At 73.6% G+C, this 14963-nt stretch carries 16 protein-coding genes and 1 riboswitch; of the genes, 7 read left to right on the forward strand and 9 right to left on the reverse strand.

What is annotated here, in order from left to right; translation table 11 throughout:
* Window positions 1-97: 97 nt before the first annotated feature.
* The 3 genes from ACIBA9_RS13850 to ACIBA9_RS13860 form a co-directional block, all read right to left on the reverse strand.
* Window positions 98-481, reverse strand: a complete 384-nt coding sequence (locus tag ACIBA9_RS13850) for a DUF3040 domain-containing protein (protein WP_362153958.1) — start codon at window positions 479-481, stop codon at window positions 98-100.
* A gap of 276 nt (window positions 482-757) precedes the next feature.
* Window positions 758-1528, reverse strand: coding sequence for a methyltransferase (locus tag ACIBA9_RS13855; RefSeq protein ID WP_399362645.1), 771 nt, complete (start codon window positions 1526-1528; stop codon window positions 758-760).
* A gap of 124 nt (window positions 1529-1652) precedes the next feature.
* A complete protein-coding gene (locus ACIBA9_RS13860; protein WP_399362647.1) occupies window positions 1653-2216 on the reverse strand; it encodes an SAV_6107 family HEPN domain-containing protein in 564 nt (187 codons plus the stop codon).
* A 162-nt stretch (window positions 2217-2378) separates the two neighbouring features.
* Here ACIBA9_RS13860 and ACIBA9_RS13865 point away from each other — a divergent pair, with 162 nt between their 5' ends.
* The 5 genes from ACIBA9_RS13865 to ACIBA9_RS13885 all read left to right on the forward strand — a co-directional run bounded on the left by ACIBA9_RS13865 (window position 2379) and on the right by ACIBA9_RS13885 (window position 8525).
* Entirely contained in the window at window positions 2379-3242 is an 864-nt protein-coding gene (locus tag ACIBA9_RS13865) for an ATP-binding cassette domain-containing protein (protein WP_399362649.1), read from the forward strand.
* On the forward strand, window positions 3214-5298 hold the full coding sequence (locus tag ACIBA9_RS13870; protein ID WP_399362651.1) for a YhgE/Pip family protein: 2085 nt from the start codon (window positions 3214-3216) through the stop codon (window positions 5296-5298). The genes ACIBA9_RS13865 and ACIBA9_RS13870 overlap by 29 nt, the downstream gene beginning before the upstream one ends.
* Before the next feature lie 47 nt (window positions 5299-5345).
* Entirely contained in the window at window positions 5346-5975 is a 630-nt protein-coding gene (locus tag ACIBA9_RS13875) for a TetR/AcrR family transcriptional regulator (RefSeq protein WP_362153969.1), read from the forward strand.
* Between the two features lie 381 nt (window positions 5976-6356).
* A complete protein-coding gene (locus tag ACIBA9_RS13880) occupies window positions 6357-6959 on the forward strand; it encodes a DUF4126 domain-containing protein (protein ID WP_399362653.1) in 603 nt (200 codons plus the stop codon).
* 57 nt (window positions 6960-7016) lie between these two features.
* Window positions 7017-8525, forward strand: coding sequence for a phytoene desaturase family protein (locus ACIBA9_RS13885; protein ID WP_399362655.1), 1509 nt, complete (start codon window positions 7017-7019; stop codon window positions 8523-8525).
* A gap of 16 nt (window positions 8526-8541) precedes the next feature.
* Here the strand turns inward: ACIBA9_RS13885 and ACIBA9_RS13890 are convergent, their stop codons facing one another.
* The 6 genes from ACIBA9_RS13890 to ACIBA9_RS13915 form a co-directional block, all read right to left on the reverse strand.
* Entirely contained in the window at window positions 8542-9477 is a 936-nt protein-coding gene (locus ACIBA9_RS13890) for a hypothetical protein (protein ID WP_399362657.1), read from the reverse strand.
* Window positions 9478-9533: 56 nt separating this feature from the next.
* Window positions 9534-10457: a methylenetetrahydrofolate reductase [NAD(P)H] gene (gene metF / locus ACIBA9_RS13895; protein ID WP_399362659.1), complete on the reverse strand. Its 924-nt coding sequence runs from the start codon at window positions 10455-10457 to the stop codon at window positions 9534-9536.
* A gap of 149 nt (window positions 10458-10606) precedes the next feature.
* Complete coding sequence (gene thiE / locus ACIBA9_RS13900) at window positions 10607-11257, reverse strand: thiamine phosphate synthase (RefSeq protein ID WP_362153983.1); 651 nt, start codon at window positions 11255-11257, stop codon at window positions 10607-10609.
* An 89-nt stretch (window positions 11258-11346) separates the two neighbouring features.
* Complete coding sequence (locus ACIBA9_RS13905; protein ID WP_362153986.1) at window positions 11347-11712, reverse strand: Rv2175c family DNA-binding protein; 366 nt, start codon at window positions 11710-11712, stop codon at window positions 11347-11349.
* A gap of 84 nt (window positions 11713-11796) precedes the next feature.
* Window positions 11797-13029 (reverse strand): NAD(P)/FAD-dependent oxidoreductase, encoded by a 1233-nt coding sequence (locus tag ACIBA9_RS13910; protein ID WP_399362662.1) that lies wholly within the window; start codon window positions 13027-13029, stop codon window positions 11797-11799.
* Window positions 13030-13061: 32 nt separating this feature from the next.
* Window positions 13062-13412 carry a hypothetical protein gene (locus ACIBA9_RS13915; RefSeq protein ID WP_399362664.1) on the reverse strand — a complete coding sequence of 117 codons (351 nt, stop codon included), beginning with the start codon at window positions 13410-13412 and terminating at the stop codon, window positions 13062-13064.
* Window positions 13413-13462: 50 nt separating this feature from the next.
* Window positions 13463-13574, forward strand: a riboswitch (TPP riboswitch).
* Here ACIBA9_RS13915 and thiO point away from each other — a divergent pair.
* Complete coding sequence (thiO, locus tag ACIBA9_RS13920) at window positions 13572-14753, forward strand: glycine oxidase ThiO (protein WP_399362666.1); 1182 nt, start codon at window positions 13572-13574, stop codon at window positions 14751-14753. Its footprint overlaps the riboswitch before it by 3 nt.
* Complete coding sequence (gene thiS, locus ACIBA9_RS13925; protein ID WP_362153997.1) at window positions 14750-14962, forward strand: sulfur carrier protein ThiS; 213 nt, start codon at window positions 14750-14752, stop codon at window positions 14960-14962. Before thiO ends, thiS begins: the two co-directional genes overlap by 4 nt.
* Window position 14963: the final 1 nt, after the last annotated feature.

A 14963-nucleotide genomic window follows, 5' to 3' on the forward strand; every position in this document is an offset into this window, starting at 1 on the left:
GTTCCGTGGGGGTGCGGTGCCGGGCGGTATAAGCCTGTGAGGGGTGACCACCGTTCATCGGTGGTCACCCCTCACAGGTGTGTCTGCTGTCGGGAACTCAGTGCCCCTGCTCGTCCCTGCGGCGCTGCCAGCGCTGCTCGATCCGGTCCATCACGGAGCGTTTCGGCCGCACCTGGCGGCGGGGTGCTCCCACGGGCTGCTCACCCGGTTTCGGGGCCTTGCGCCAGCCGGTGACGGCGAGCACGGCACAGCCCAGCATGACCAGGAAACCCACCACGCTTACCCAGATCAGCTGCGCGACCATTCCGGCCATGAGGAGCGCGATACCCACGAGGAAGCCTGCGACCGCCTGGTAGACCCGCCGCCGGGTGTACGTACGCAGCCCGCTTCCCTCGAGCGCCGACGCGAACTTGGGATCTTCGGCGTACAGCGCTCGCTCCATCTGCTCGAGCATGCGCTGCTCGTGCTCCGAGAGCGGCACGGAGTCCTCCTCATCGTGCAGTCGCCGGGGCGACCCGGGGGGTCCCTTCAGGATAGGCAGGGAATCGCCCCCGTGAAACCCGCCCCTCTACGCCAATCGGCCAACCGAAACCCTTCAGGCCGTCCCGGCTCGCTGAGGCTTCCATTCCCCGGCGGCCGACCCGTCATGCCGGGCGGTGTACCTCGATCATACGGCGCAAACCCCACGATCGGGGGGCTTGTGGCGTACTCCATCCGCCGTCGAGCCCCTGATCAGCGCCTGATCCCGGCGGTGTGCTCAGGCTCCGGCCGCACCCGGCGTCTCGCCGAGCACATGCAACTGGGTGGCCACGGAGTGGAACGCGGGCAACTCGGCCGCCGTGGACTCCAGCTCCAGCAGCGCGTCGAGGGCGCCGGGCTCGGTGTCCACCAGGACGCCGGGCACGAGGTCGGCGAAGACCCGGACGCCGTGCACGGCGCCGACCCGCAGACCCGCGCCCTCGACCAGCCCGGTGAGCTGCTCGGCCGTGAAGCGGCGCGGCACCGGATCGCCGATGCCCCAGCGGCCGTCGGGGTCCTTGAGGGCCTGCCCGGCCTCCTTGAAGTGGCCGGCGAGGGCGCGCGCGAGCACGGCGCCGCCGAGACCGGCCGCGAGCAGGCTGAGGACTCCCTCGGAGCGCAGCGCGGCGACGGTGTTGCGGACACCCTCGGCCGGGTCGTCCACGTACTCCAGGACGCCGTGGCACAGCACGGCGTCGTAGCCTCCGCGCTCGACCACGTCGAACAGGCCGTGGGCGTCGCCCTGGACGCCCTTGACCCGGTCGGCGACGCCGGCCTCGGCGGCGCGGCGCTCCAGCGCGAACAGCGCGTTCGGGCTGGGGTCGACCACGGTGACGCGGTGGCCGAGGCGGGCGAGCGGTACGGCGAAGTTGCCGCTGCCGCCTCCGGTGTCGAGGACGTCCAGCGCGTCCCGCCCCGTGGCCTTGACCCGGCGGTCGAGGGCGTCCTGGAGGACCTCCCAGACCACGGCGGTACGGAGGGAGGCGCGGGGGCGCATCGGGTCCGACACGGCAGTTGACTCCTCGGCAGGGCGGAAGGCTTCAGGCGCCTTCCACCCTATTGCCTCCGGTGCCCTGCCCCGTCACCGCGGCGGGGCTCGGCCGAGCGCGTCTCGCACCGCGGACCCCGGGTGGTCAGCCCGCGTCCGGAAGGTCACCCCGCGCACTCGGAGCGTCCGGTTCGCGGCCGTCCCGGCGGGGCTGGGGCAGGACCGGCTGCGGGACGAGCATCCGCTCGACGAGGCGGAGGAACATCGCCGCGTCCCGCAGGAGGTCGTCGGCGTCGCGCTGTGCGGCCGCCCCCTCGATGCCGGCCTCGGCGCGGGCGCGGCGGGCGGCTCCGGAGGCGAACAGGGCGCTCCACTCCGCCAGCTCGGGGGCCGTCTCGGGCAGTACCTCCCAGGCGCTGCGGATCCGGGCGCGGCGGCGCGGGGAGGTCTCGGGGCGGCCCCGGGCGGCGAGTACCGCGGCGGCGGTGCGCAGGGCGGCGAGATGGGCGGTGGCGTAGCGCTCGTTCGGCGTGTCGAGGACGGCGGCCTCGTCCAGGCCGGCCCGGGCCTGGGCGAGCAGGTCGAGGGCGGCGGGCGGGGCCGTGGCCCGGCGGAGCACGGGGTGCACATCGCTCGCCGGGCCGGTCAGTGAGGGGGCAGGGCCGGGGGCGCGGCGCCGACGGGCGGCGGCTGCGGAGGAGTTGGCCATGACGAACCTCCTGTCGTCTGGGTGACGGCACGGGTGCCGTATGTGCCCATCGTGCGGTATGGCACTGACAATCCGATCTGACCTGCGCTTTTGCCCCCATCAAAGGTTCGGGAGTATTTTTGTACTGACCAGTCAGTTCAAATACGCCAGGCAGGGGGGCTCGTGGACGGCGCGGACATCACCGCCGAAGGCCTCGGACTCAAGGGGCCGCGAGGGTGGGCCTTTCGGGGCATCACCTTCACAGCGGAGCCCGGCTCGCTGATCGCGATCGAGGGACCGTCCGGCTCCGGCCGCACGTGTCTGCTGCTCGCGCTCACGGGACGGATGAAGCCCACCGAAGGAGTGGCCACGGTGGGCGGGTTGAAACTTCCCCGGCACCTGGCGGCCGTACGCCGGTTCGGCGCCGTGGCCAACGTGGCCGGTGTCACGGATCCGGAGCCGGCCCTGACCGTCGGCGAGCACCTGCGCGAACGGGCGCTGCTGGAGCACCGGTTCGGCGGTTCGCTGCGCGAGGTGCTGCGTCCCCGCGCCCGGCGCGCGCACGAGGCACGGCAGCGGATCGACGCGGCGCTGGCCGCGGCCGGACTCGACCTGGAGACGCTGCCCAAGGGCTCCCGGACGGCCGTACGGGACCTGGAGCGGCCTCAGGAACTGCGTCTGTCCGTGGCGCTGGCCCTGATGGGCCGGCCCCGGCTGCTCGGGGTGGACGACGTCGACATGAAGCTCTCGGACGCCGAACGCACCGGGATCTGGGACCTGTTGCGCTCCCTCGCGCGCGCGGGCACGACGGTCCTGGCCGTGTGCCGCACGGCTCCCGAGGGCTGCACCGCCGTGTCGACGGGCCGGCGGGACGCCGGCCGGGAGGACACCGCGCACGAGGACGGCACCCGCGCGGACACCGCCCACGGCACCGGCACGGCGGACACCGACACCACCGAGGCGGGCACGGCCCCGGACGCCGCCGCGCCGACGACCGAACGGAAGGAGGCCGCCGGCGATGCGCTCACCGAGGCTGGCCGCGCTTGAGCTGAGGCGCTTCGGACGCGGCAGGCTGCCGCGCGCCGCCCTGGTCGCACTGCTCGTGCTCCCGCTGCTCTACGGAGCCCTGTACCTGTGGTCGTTCTGGGATCCGTACGGCCGCCTGGAGCGGATCCCGGTGGCCCTGGTGAACGACGACAAGGGCGCCACGGCGGCCGGCAAGAAGGTCACCGCCGGCGACGACATCGTCCACCGGCTGCGCGACAGCCGGACCTTCGAGTGGCACGAGGTGAGCGACGAGGAGGCCCGTGAGGGCGTCGAGAACGGCACCTACTACCTGTCACTGACCATGCCGGCCGACTTCAGCAGGCGGATCGCGTCCAGTTCGGGCGGCTCCCCCGAGACCGGCGCCCTCCGGGTGCGCACCAACGACGCGAACAACTACATCGTCGGACAGATCTCCCGCACCGTCTTCAACGAGGTGCGCTCGGCCGCGTCCACCAAGGCCTCCCGGACGTTCCTGGACAAGATCTTCGTGTCCTTCTCCGACATCCACGACGAGACCGTCACGGCCGCCAAGGGCGCCGACAGGCTGGACAGCGGCATCGGAAAGGCGGAGAAGGGCTCCAAGGACCTCGCCGACGGGCTGAAGGACGCCAAGGGCGGCAGCGGCAGGCTGGCCAAGGGCCTGAAGAAGCTCGACCGGGGCGCGGGAGACCTGCGGGACGGATCACGGCAGGTGGCCGACGGCACCCAGCAGCTCGCCGACCGCGTCAACGGCGTCTACGCCAAGGCGGGTCCGTTCCTGAGGACGAACGAGAAGACCATCGGGGACACCGCCAAGCTGGTCGCCGACTCGTCCAAGGCGGTCAAGGACAACCTCGACATCCTGGTGAAGCACGCGCCGGGCGCCGCCAAGGCCGCCCACGCCTCCTCCGCCGCCCTGGACGCGATCTACCGGGACCGCTGCGAGAGCGCGCCCCTCGCCGACCCGGCCTGCCCGGTACTGAAGCGGGCCAGGACGGCCGCCGCCGACGTGGCCACCGTCGCCGACGACCTGAACACGCTGATCGCGGACCAGGACGGCGACCTGAAGACCATGCGGGACAACCTCGGCACCCTGCGCGAGCAGGCCCTGGCCCTGGAGGAACGCGCACCGCACCTCGCCGAGGACGCCGACGACGCCGTCAAGAGGATCAACAAGCTGAACTCCGGTGCCCACCAGGTCGCCGCCGGCGCCGAGAAGCTGCACACCGGGCTGGGTACCGCGCGCAGCGGCGCCGTCACGCTGGACAAGGGCATCGCCACCGCCGAGTCGGGCGCCCAGACCCTGAACGGTGGCCTGTACAAGCTGTCCGACGGTTCGGGCAGGCTGGCCGGCGGACTGCACCGGGGCGCGGGGAAGATCCCGGACTACGACAAGCACGACCGCGACCAGCGCACCGGCGTGATGGCCGACCCCGTCCAGCTGGCCTCCCACGACCTGCACAAGGCACCGAACTACGGCACCGGATTCGCCCCGTACTTCATACCGCTGTCCCTGTGGGTGGGCGCGATGGTGGCCTACATGCTGATCGCGCCGCTCAACCGGCGTGCCCTCGCCGCCGGTTCCCCGGCCTGGCGCATCGCGCTCGCCGGCTGGCTGCCGGTGGTCGCCGTCGGGGTGCTCCAGGTGGCCGCCCTGATGGCCGTACTGCACTGGGGAATCGGGCTGCAGATGCTCCGCGCGGCCGGCACGATCGGCTTCCTGTTCCTGGTCACGGCCTGTTTCGCGGCGATCGTGCAGTGGCTGAACGCCCGCTTCGGCGCGGCGGGCCGGATCCTGGTGCTCGCGTTGCTGATGCTCCAGCTGACCTCGGCGGGCGGCACGTATCCGGTGCAGACCAGTCCGGGCTTCTTCAACGCGATCCATCCGTTCCTGCCCATGAGCTACATCGTGGAGGCGCTGCGCCGGCTGATCACGGGCGGCGGGCTCGGCCCGGTCTGGCAGGCGTGCGGGGTGCTCACCGCGTTCACCGTCGGCGCCCTGGCGCTGACCGCCCTGTCGGCCCGGCGCCGCCAGGTGTGGACGCTGGACCGGCTGCACCCGGAGCTGACCCTGTGATCCCCGGGGCGCCGCGGCACGCGCGCGTACCTGTGACAATCGGGGCCATGGAACGCAGCAGTGCCAGGTCCGGCGGCAGCACGCGCCGTGAGGCCACCCGGCAGAAGCTCTACGAGGCGGCCGTCACGCTCATCGCCGAACAGGGTTTCTCCGCGACCACGGTGGACGAGATCGCCGAGCGGGCCGGGGTCGCGAAGGGCACGGTCTACTACAACTTCGCGAGCAAGTCGGTCCTCTTCGAGGAGTTGCTCAGGCATGGCGTGGGGCTGCTCACCGCCTCCTTGCGGGAGGCGGCCGAGCGTACGGCCCGCGAGGGCGGCGGCAAGGTGGACGCGCTGGACGCGATGATCCGCGCGGGCCTGGTCTTCATCGACCGCTATCCGGCCTTCACCCAGCTGTACGTGGCCGAGCTGTGGCGCACCAACCGGGCCTGGCAGTCCACCTTGATGGTGGTCCGGCAGGAGGCCGTCGCGGTGGTCGAGGGGGTGCTGCGCGACGGGGTCGCGGCCGGCGAGTTCAGCGACGAGATCGACGTACAGCTGACGGCTGCCGCGCTGGTCGGCATGGTGCTGGTGGCCGCGCTCGACTGGCAGTCCTTCCAGCCGGAGCGTTCCCTGGACGACGTCCACGCGGCCCTGTCCCGGCTGCTCCAGGGCCGGGTCAGCGGCCGGGTCTGAGTACCGGGACACCGTCCGGGAGCACGGGAAGGCGCCGGTCCGTTGCCGGACCGGCGCCTTTCCGTTCCCCGCCCCCCTGTTTCCCTCCCGTACTCCCCCGTACGGGACCCCCCGTGCGGCCTCCGTGGTGGTCGGCCCCGGAGTCCCCCGTGTCTCGCTTCCGCCGACCGGGCGGCGGAAGGAGCGACCGGCGGGCGGGCGCCGTTCCGCCGCCCCGTGCCGGCGGTTCCGGCCCGCGCCCCCTGCCGTGGCTCCACCTTCTCCTGCGCGGGGCCCGCGGGCCATCCGCGCGCGTACTCATCTCGCCGTCTGAGTACGGGTACTCAGCCCTCCGCGCGCGGGAGGGGGACGGCGGGCCGCCCACTGGCTACGATCGCGTCCGTGTCCGTACTCCCTCTCGTCTTCACCAGCGGCTGGGCCAGCGGTATCAACGCGTACGCGGTGGTGCTGCTGCTCGGCCTGTTCGGTGTGACGGGGGTGAACGACGACATTCCGCAGACCTTGCAGCGCCCGGAGGTGCTGATCGTCGCGGGCGTGCTGTTCCTGTGCGAGGCGGTCGCCGACAAGATCCCCTACGTCGACTCGGCGTGGGACTCGGTGCACACGGTGGTGCGGCCGCTCGCGGGCGCCTGGGTCGGTGCGCTGCTCGCCGGGCAGAGCGGCTCGCTCTCGGACGTGGCGGCCGGTCTGGTCGGCGGTTCGACGGCCCTGGCCAGCCATACCGTCAAGGCCGGGACGCGGATGGCGGTCAACACCTCGCCGGAGCCGGTCAGCAACTTCGTGCTGAGCGCCGCCGAGGACCTCGGGGTGGGCGCCGTCGTGTCGTTCGCGATGTTCCATCCGGTGGCGGCGGCGGTCGTCGCGGGCGTGCTGCTGCTCGGCGGGCTGCTGGCGCTGGCGTTCCTCGTTTCGCGCATCCGGCGCTTCCTGCGCCGCAGGGCCCAGCGGCGCGAGGAGCGGCGCCTGGCCTCGCGCGGCCCCTGACCTGCGGCGCGGCCGCCCGCCGACGGGATTGTCGGTGGTGGTCGATAGAGTCGCGGCATGGCACGGATTGCGGTGATCGGCGCCGGGACGGGCGCGATGGCGGCCGCTGCCCGGCTGGCCGTCGCGGGCCACCGGGTGACGGTGTACGAGCGCACGGAGACGTACGGCGGTGCGGTGCGCCGGTTCGAGCGGGGCGGGTTCGCCTTCGACACCGGGCCGGGGCTGCTGACCCTGCCCGCCGTGTACCGGGATCTGTTCCTCAAGACCGGCAAGGAGCCGCTGGAGGACCGCGTCGAGCTGGTCCAGGTCGACCCGGCCGCGCGGCACGTCTTCGCGGACGGCACCGCGGTGGTGCTGCCGAACGCCTCGCGCGCGGGTGTGGTCACGGCCCTTGACGAGGCGCTGGGCGCGGGGGCGGGCGAGCGCTGGGGCGACTTCCTGGTGCGGGCCCGCGAGGCGTGGGACCGCACCCGCCGGCCGCTGCTGGAGGAGCCGCTGTGGCCCAACTGGGACGTGCTGGCTGGGAAGGAGCCGTATCCCGCCGTCGCGAACAAGCGGCTGCTGCGCACGCGGCGCGCGGACACGCTGTCCCGGATCGGGGCCTGGGAACTGCGCGACCCCCGGCTGGCCCAGCTGCTGGACGGTTACGCGCTCGCCTACGGCGTCGATCCCGCGACCGCGCCGGCGAGCGCGGCCGTACTGCCGTACATGGAGCACGCCTTCGGCACCTGGTACGTGCGCGGCGGGATCCGCGAGCTGGCGCGCGCGGTGTACGAGCGGTGCCTTCAGCGGCGGGTGGAGTTCGTCTTCGGCGCCGAGGTCGTCCGGGTGCTGCGCAAGGACGACCGGGCGGCCGGGGTGGAGCTGGCCGGGGGCACGGTGGCCGAGGCGGACTTCGTCGTCGGTACGGGCCCCTGGCGGCTGGGTTCCCTGGTGGACGGCGGGCCGCTGTACGGCGAGCGGGACGTGCCCGCGGTGCCGGAGGGCCGCTGTCCGGGACGGGCGGTGGTGTGCCTGGCGCTGCGCGGCGCGCCGGAGCCCGGTGTCCCGCACCGCACGGTGGTGCACTCGTCCGACGGCGGCGCCGAGCTGGAGCGATTCCGGCACGGGGTGCTGCCCGAGCCGCCGACGGTGCTCGTGGACCGGCCGGACGATCCCGCCCTGCGTCCCGACGGGGGGCACGAGTCGATGGTGCTGACGGCGACGGTGCCCTCGGCGGCGGAGTACGACTGGTCCGCGCCGGGCGCCGCGGACGCCGTCGCGGACCGGATGGTGGCCGCCGCCGAGCGGGCCGTGCCGGGGCTTCGCGAGCGGGTGCTGTGGCGCGAGGTCCGCACCCCGCTGGACACCGAGCGGGAGACGGGTGCCACGGGCGGGGCGGTTCCGCCGCCCGCGCTCGCCGCACCGGGGGGTGTGCTGCACCCGGCCAACACCACGGCGCTGCCCGGTCTGTTCTCGGTCGGCGGCTGGTCCCACCCCGGTGGCGGGCTGCCGCACGCGGGCATGTCGGGGGCGCTGGTGGCCGGACTGATCGTGGAGGGGCCGGAGTTCAGCGGCTCGCGGTGAGCCTGGGACCGGTGCCTCAGAAGCGGTACTGCTCGTCGTACCCGGCGCCGGACTGCGGCTGCTGACCGCCGCCCTGGTAGGGATACGGCTGCTCCTGCGGGAGTTCGCCGCCGTAGGCCTCGTCGGTGCGCTGCTGCGGCACCCATACGCCGGCGGCGGGGGTCTCGCCGTACCCGCCGGTGGCATACGGGTCCTGGGTGTAGCCCTGCTGGCCGTACTGCTGCTGTCCGTAGCCGTTGTCGTAGGCGCCGCCGTAGGACTGGGCGCCGATGTACGGGTCGGAGTAGTTGGCGTAGGCCTGCTGGTCCGGGGTGTCGTAGCCGTAGGACTGCCGGCCCTGGCCGGAGTAGTCGTAGGCGTAGCCCTGCTGTTCGCCCCCCGGGGCCTGGGCGGCGGCCGCGTAGGCCGTGTCGCCGTAGACGCCGTAGTTGCCGGTGTCGTCGGGCAGCGGCTGCGGCTCGTAGACGGCGGTCGTCTCGGCGGCGCCGGGCTCGGCGGACCGGACGGGGGTGAAGACGTCGTCGCGGTCGTAGTCGTCGTAGTCGCCCTGCTCGGAGGCGTAGGCGGCGTTGACGTCCTGAATGTCCCGGGCGTCGTCGTCCGGACCGGCGGCCCGCGGTTCCGCTGCGTCCGGTACCGGGTCCTGGCGCTCGGCCCTGCCGCGGCGGCGCTTGCTGCCGCCGCCGGTCTCGGCCTCGGGGCGCTTGACCGCCCAGCCGGCGGCGAAGCCCCGGCGGAACGACAGCGTGACGTAGGTCTGCCCGACGGCGAAGGCGATCGCGCCCAGTCCGATGACGATGACGGAGGGGATCAGCACGCCGAGCACGACACCGACGAAGCCGCCGAAGGCCAGCAGCCGCCAGCGCAGGCGCGCCTTGTACTGCAGCAGCACCTCGCCCAGCAACCACAGTGCGACGCCGCCGAACGCGATGTAGAGGACCGTCCAGCCCATGTACGCCCCTCTCCCAGTAACCGCTACGCAGTGTGTCCTATCGCGGTGCGGCCGGTCTAGGCCTGCGGGGGGTGGTGCAGGCCCAGGTTCTCGTAGATTTCCAGGGTCGCCGTGGAGTTGTTGAGCGTGATGAAGTGCAGTCCGGGCACTCCCTCGGCCAGCAGCCGCGCGCAGAACTCGGTGGCGAACTCGATACCGATGGAGCGTACCGCCGCCGGATCGTCCTTCGCTGTCAGGATCCGCTCTTTCAGGGCATCCGGGACCACGGCGTTGCTGAGCTTCGGCAGCCGTTCCAGCATCCTCACGCTGGTGACCGGCAGGACCTCGGGGATGACCGGGGTGTCGCAGCCCGCCGCCGCCACGCGGTCGCGCAACCGCAGATACGACTCCGGCTGGAAGAACATCTGTGTGATGGCGTAGTCGGCGCCCGCGCGGCACTTGTCCACGAAGTGGGCGACGTCGGTGTCCCAGTCGGCGGAGCGCGGGTGCATCTCCGGGAACGCCGCCACACCCACGCAGAAGTCGCCCGACTCCTTGATGAGCCGGACGAGTTCGGCCGCGTAGGTCAGGCCGCGGGGGTGCGGCACCCAGGCGCCCATCGGGTCGCCGGGCGGGTCGCCGCGGACGGCGAGCATGTTGCGGATGCCGGCGTCCGCGTACTGGCCGATGATGTTGCGCAGTTCGGCGACGGAGTGGTCGACCGCGGTGAGGTGGGCGACCGGGGTGAGCGTGGTGTCGGCGACGATCTGCTGGGTCTCCCTGACCGTGCCCGCCCGGGTGGAACCGCCGGCACCGTAGGTCACGGAGACGAAGTCCGGGGCGACCGCCTCGACCCGCCGGAGCGCGCTCCACAGGTTCCGCTCACCCTTGGGGGTCTTCGGCGCGGAGAACTCGAAGGAGTACGTCGCCTTGCCGGCGGCCAGGATGTCACGCACGGTCCGTGCGCGATCAGTCCTGGTGGATGCGGTTCCGAGGGCCATACCCGCAGGTTAGCCACGGGCGGCCGGTCTCCCAACCAGACAGCGGAAATTTGCCCGAATTGTCGGATTCCCGTCCAGTGGGTGGACAACCGGCCCCGACCGGCGGGCCACGAGGCCGGCGGTCGGGTGGCCGCTCACGGGCCGGACGGCTAGCGGGCCTCCCGCAGCCGCTTGGCGAACTCCGCCGCCGCGGCGCCCGGGTCCTCCGCCTCGGTGACGGCGCGGACGACGACCACCCGGCGGGCACCGGCGTCCAGCACCTCGTCCAGGTTGCCCAGGTCGATGCCGCCGATGGCGAACCAGGGGCGGTCGGTGCCCAGCCCGGCCGTGTGGCGGACCAGGTCGAGGCCGGGCGCGTGCCGGCCCGGCTTGGTGGGGGTCGGCCAGCACGGGCCGGTGCAGAAGTAGTCCACGCCCTCCTGGACGGCGGCCGCGGCGGCCTCCTGCTCGGCATGCGTGGAGCGGCCGATCAGGACGTCGTCGCCGAGGATCGCCCGGGCCGCGGGGACCGGAAGGTCCCCCTGGCCGAGGTGCAGCACCCCGGCGCGGGCGGCGTGGGCGACGTCCGCCCGGTCGTTGACCGCGAGCAGTTTGCCGTGCCGGGCGCAGGCGTCGGCGAAGACCCGCAGGTGCTCCAGCTCCTCGGCGGCCTCCATGCCCTTGTCGCGCAACTGCACGATGTCGACCCCGCCGGCCAGGACCGCGTCCAGGAACTCGGCGAGGTCGCCCTGGCGCCTGCGCGCGTCCGTGCACAGATACAGGCGGGCGTCGGCGAGCGCGGCGCGGGCGGTGTCGGACATGCGCGGGTCCCCCGTGATCGGTAGAGCTGATGGTTCGGTGGGCGGCGTGCGGGTTCGGGACCGCACGCCGCCTCGCTACGCGGCCTGGCTCAGACGGCGAGCGCCTGGGCGCGGCGCTTCACCTCCGTGCCGCGATTCTCGCTCAGGGCCTGCGCGGGCGTGCCCGGCAGGGTCGGGTCGGGGGTGAAGAGCCACTCGATCATCTCTTCGTCGGTGAAGCCGTCGTCCCGCAGCAGGGTCAGGGTCCCGGACAGGCCCTTGACGACCTTGTCCCCGTCGATGAAGGCGGCGGGGACGTGCAGCGCCCGGTTCTCACCTCGGCGTACGGCGATGAGCTGGCCGTCCTTGACCAGCTGCCGCACACGCGTCACCTCGACATCGAGCTGTTCGGCGATGTCGGGGAGGGTGAGCCAGGCGGGGACGAGAGCGTCGATCTTGGTGTCAATCTCGGTCACGGCATCTAGCCTGCCATCCCCCACCGACAGTCGGAAGCCAGGCGGGTCCACCCGGGGACGTCCGCCGGGCCCACGGCGGGGTCCCTAGTCGGCGGTGGCGGCCTTCAGCGGCCTGGCCGGGTCGGCCAGCGCCGCGGCGTCCATCGGCCGGCCCGCCTCGATCAGTCGCCGGCCCTGGGCCAGGTCCCGGGGCCGGCCCACGGCCAGCAGGGCCACCAGCCGGCCGTCCCGCAGCCAGCACACCGCCCAGGCCGGACCCGCGGGGTCGCCGCGCCACACCAGCCGGTCGGCCCCGGCGTGGTGGCCGGCGTACTGGACGAAGCGGCCGAACTGCTCGGACCAGAAATACGGCACCGGGTCGTAGACGGACGAGGTCTCGCCGAGGATGTTCGCGGCGACCGTGCGGGGGCCCTGCAGGGCGTTGTCCCAGTGGTGGACGAGCAGCCGTTCGCCGTAACGCGCCGAGGGGAAGGAGGCGCAGTCTCCGACGGCGTACACGTCCTCGGCGCCGGTGCGCAGCCGGGCGTCGGCGAGGACCTCGCCGTGCGCGCCCAGCTCGATGCCGGATCCGGCCAGCCACCGGGTGGCGGGGCGGGCGCCGATGCCGACGACGACGGCGCCCGCGGGCAGCCGGGTGCCGTCGGCGAGCACCACCGCGCCGGACTCGACGTGCTCCACGCGCGCGTCGGTGCGCAGTACGGCTCCGCTGTCGGCGTACCAGGCGGCCATGGGTGCGGCCACCTCCGCGGGCAGCACCCCCGCGAGCGGCCGGCCGGCGGCCTCGAGGACGGTCACCGCACAGCCCGCCTGCCGGGCCGCCGTGGCGAACTCCGCGCCGATCCAGCCGGCACCGACGACCACGATGTCGTGCTGCCGTTCGAGCACCGGGCGCAGTCGTTCCGCGTCGTCCAGGGTGCGCAGCAGATGCACGCCGGGCACGCCCTCGGTGCCCGGCAGGGTGATCGGCTCGGCGCCGGTGGCCAGGACCAGGACGTCGTAGGGCACCGGCCCGGCCTCGGTGTCCAGCTCGCGCTCGGCCAGGCGCAGCGCGAAGACCTCGCAGCCGAGCCGCAGCTCGACGCCGAGCGACTCGAAGTCCACGTCGAAGGCGGAGTCCTCGGCCTTGCCGAGCAGCACCGCCTTCGACAGCGGCGGCCGGTCGTACGGCTGGTGCGGTTCGGCGCCGATGACGGTCACCGCGCCCCGGAAGCCCTGTTCCCGCAGGGCGACCGCGGTCTGCACCCCGGCCATGCCCGCGCCCACCACGACCACGCGCCGCGTCGGTGACGTGGCCTGTCCCGCTGTCTGCTCGCTCACTCGATCACCATAGACACGTGACGCTCTGTCAGTCAGGGGGCGTGCTCGGTGACCTGCTCCACAACGCTCGTCCCGGCACCGGCCTGGGACTCCCACCGCCAGTCCTCCTCCAGGCGCACCCGGCCGTCCGGAAGCTCGACGACCCGCGAGAGGCAGTGCCCCGAGGACGTCGTTCCGTCGGTCTTGAGCTGCACGTACCGGAAGTCCAGCAGGTCGCCCGCGCGGGTGCCGACCAGATGGCCGCGCACCACGTCACCGCCCGCGTACTCGGCCCAGACCTCGCCGTCCCGCTCGTGGTAGGCGAACCGGGTGCGGGTGCCCACCTGTCCCGGCGCCTGGTCGGCGACCGGGGCGAGGACGAGGCCGTCGAGCGAGCGGGTCATGAGGGGCTCCCTTCTGGGTGGCGAGCGCCGCGGGCTAGGCTGGTCACCGTACAAGCACTCGCGGGAGCCCGGACGCACCGGGCTGAGAGGGAGGCTGGCGGCCTCCGACCGTACGAACCTGATCCGGGTCATGCCGGCGAAGGGAGGGGCTGGACGCCCATGTCGTCACGTACGTCCGACGTCCTCGTCATCGGGGGCGGAATCATCGGCCTGGTCACCGCCTGGCGCGCGGCGCAGCGCGGGCTCGCCACGGCCGTGGCCGATCCCGAGCCCGGCGGCGGGGCCGCCCAGGTCGCGGCGGGGATGCTGGCCGCGGTCACCGAGCTGCACTACGGCGAGGAGCGGCTGCTCGCCCTCAACCTGGAATCGGCCCGCCGCTATCCGGACTTCGCGGCCGAGCTGACCGAACTGACCGGCCAGGAGCTCGGGTACCGCCGTTGCGGCACCCTCGCGGTCGCGCTCGACACCGACGACCGCGCCCATCTGCGCGAGCTGCACGCCCTCCAGCAGCGCTCGGGCCTCTCGGCGGAGTGGCTCTCGGGGCGGGAGTGCCGGCGGCTGGAGCCGATGCTGGCGCCCGGGGTGCGCGGCGGCCTGCGGGTCGACGGCGACCACCAGATCGACCCCCGGCGGCTGGCCGCGGCCCTGGTGAGCGCGTGCGAGCGCGCCGGAGTGGTGTTCCACCGGACGTGGGCCGAACGGCTCGACGTCGTCGGGGGCCGGGCCGCCGGCGTCACCACGGCGGACGGCACCGAGCTGCGCGCCGGCCAGGTCGTCCTCGCCGCCGGCAGCATGAGCGGACGGCTCGCGGGTCTGCCGCCGGCGCTGGTGCCGCCGGTGCGGCCGGTGAAGGGGCAGGTGCTCCGGCTGACCGTGCCCGGCCGCTTCGCGCCGTTCCTGAGCCGTACCGTGCGGGCCGTGGTCCGCGGCAGCCACGTCTACCTGGTGCCCCGGGAGAACGGTGAACTGGTCGTCGGCGCGACCAGCGAGGAGCTGGGCTGGGACACGACGGTCACCGCCGGCGGTGTGTACGAGCTGCTGCGCGACGCCCACGAGCTGGTGCCCGGCATCACCGAGCTGCCACTCACCGAGACCCGCGCCGGGCTGCGCCCCGGCTCGCCCGACAACGCTCCGCTGCTCGGCCCGTCCGGCCTGGACGGGCTGCTGCTGGCCACCGGGCACTACCGCAACGGGGTGCTGCTCACCCCGATCACCGGGGACGTGCTGGCGCACGCGCTGACGACCGGTGACGTTCCCGAGGAAGCCCGCCCGTTCACCCCGCGGCGCTTCGGCGTCCTGCCGCCGGAGCCGTCCGCCCGCACCGTGGAGCAGCCCGCATGACCCCCACCGTCACCATCTCCGTCAACGGCGAGCGCCGGGACATCGCCCCGGGCACCGCGCTCGACTCCCTCGTCGAGACGTTCACCGCGGCGCCCTCCGGGGTGGCGGCCGCCGTCAACGAGACCGTCGTCCCGCGCACCCGGTGGGCGGCCACCGCGCTCGCCGAGGGTGACCGCGTCGAAGTCCTCACCGCCGTCCAAGGAGGCTGAT

It is taken from the genome of Streptomyces sp. NPDC051452 (assembly GCF_044454765.1).
Lineage (GTDB): Bacteria > Actinomycetota > Actinomycetes > Streptomycetales > Streptomycetaceae > Streptomyces.

Bases quoted from the DNA above. Each gene is read 5' to 3' on its own strand.
- ACIBA9_RS13860 (WP_399362647.1), bottom strand. From the start codon at position 2,216: ATGGCCAACTCCTCCGCAGCCGCCGCCCGTCGGCGCCGCGCCCCCGGC.
- ACIBA9_RS13870 (WP_399362651.1), top strand. From the start codon at position 3,214: ATGCGCTCACCGAGGCTGGCCGCGCTTGAGCTGAGGCGCTTCGGACGC.
- ACIBA9_RS13875 (WP_362153969.1), top strand. From the start codon at position 5,346: ATGGAACGCAGCAGTGCCAGGTCCGGCGGCAGCACGCGCCGTGAGGCC.
- ACIBA9_RS13885 (WP_399362655.1), top strand. From the start codon at position 7,017: ATGGCACGGATTGCGGTGATCGGCGCCGGGACGGGCGCGATGGCGGCC.
- ACIBA9_RS13890 (WP_399362657.1), bottom strand. From the start codon at position 9,477: ATGGGCTGGACGGTCCTCTACATCGCGTTCGGCGGCGTCGCACTGTGG.
- metF (WP_399362659.1), bottom strand. From the start codon at position 10,457: ATGGCCCTCGGAACCGCATCCACCAGGACTGATCGCGCACGGACCGTG.
- thiE (WP_362153983.1), bottom strand. From the start codon at position 11,257: ATGTCCGACACCGCCCGCGCCGCGCTCGCCGACGCCCGCCTGTATCTG.
- ACIBA9_RS13915 (WP_399362664.1), bottom strand. From the start codon at position 13,412: ATGACCCGCTCGCTCGACGGCCTCGTCCTCGCCCCGGTCGCCGACCAG.
- thiO (WP_399362666.1), top strand. From the start codon at position 13,572: ATGTCGTCACGTACGTCCGACGTCCTCGTCATCGGGGGCGGAATCATC.
- thiS (WP_362153997.1), top strand. From the start codon at position 14,750: ATGACCCCCACCGTCACCATCTCCGTCAACGGCGAGCGCCGGGACATC.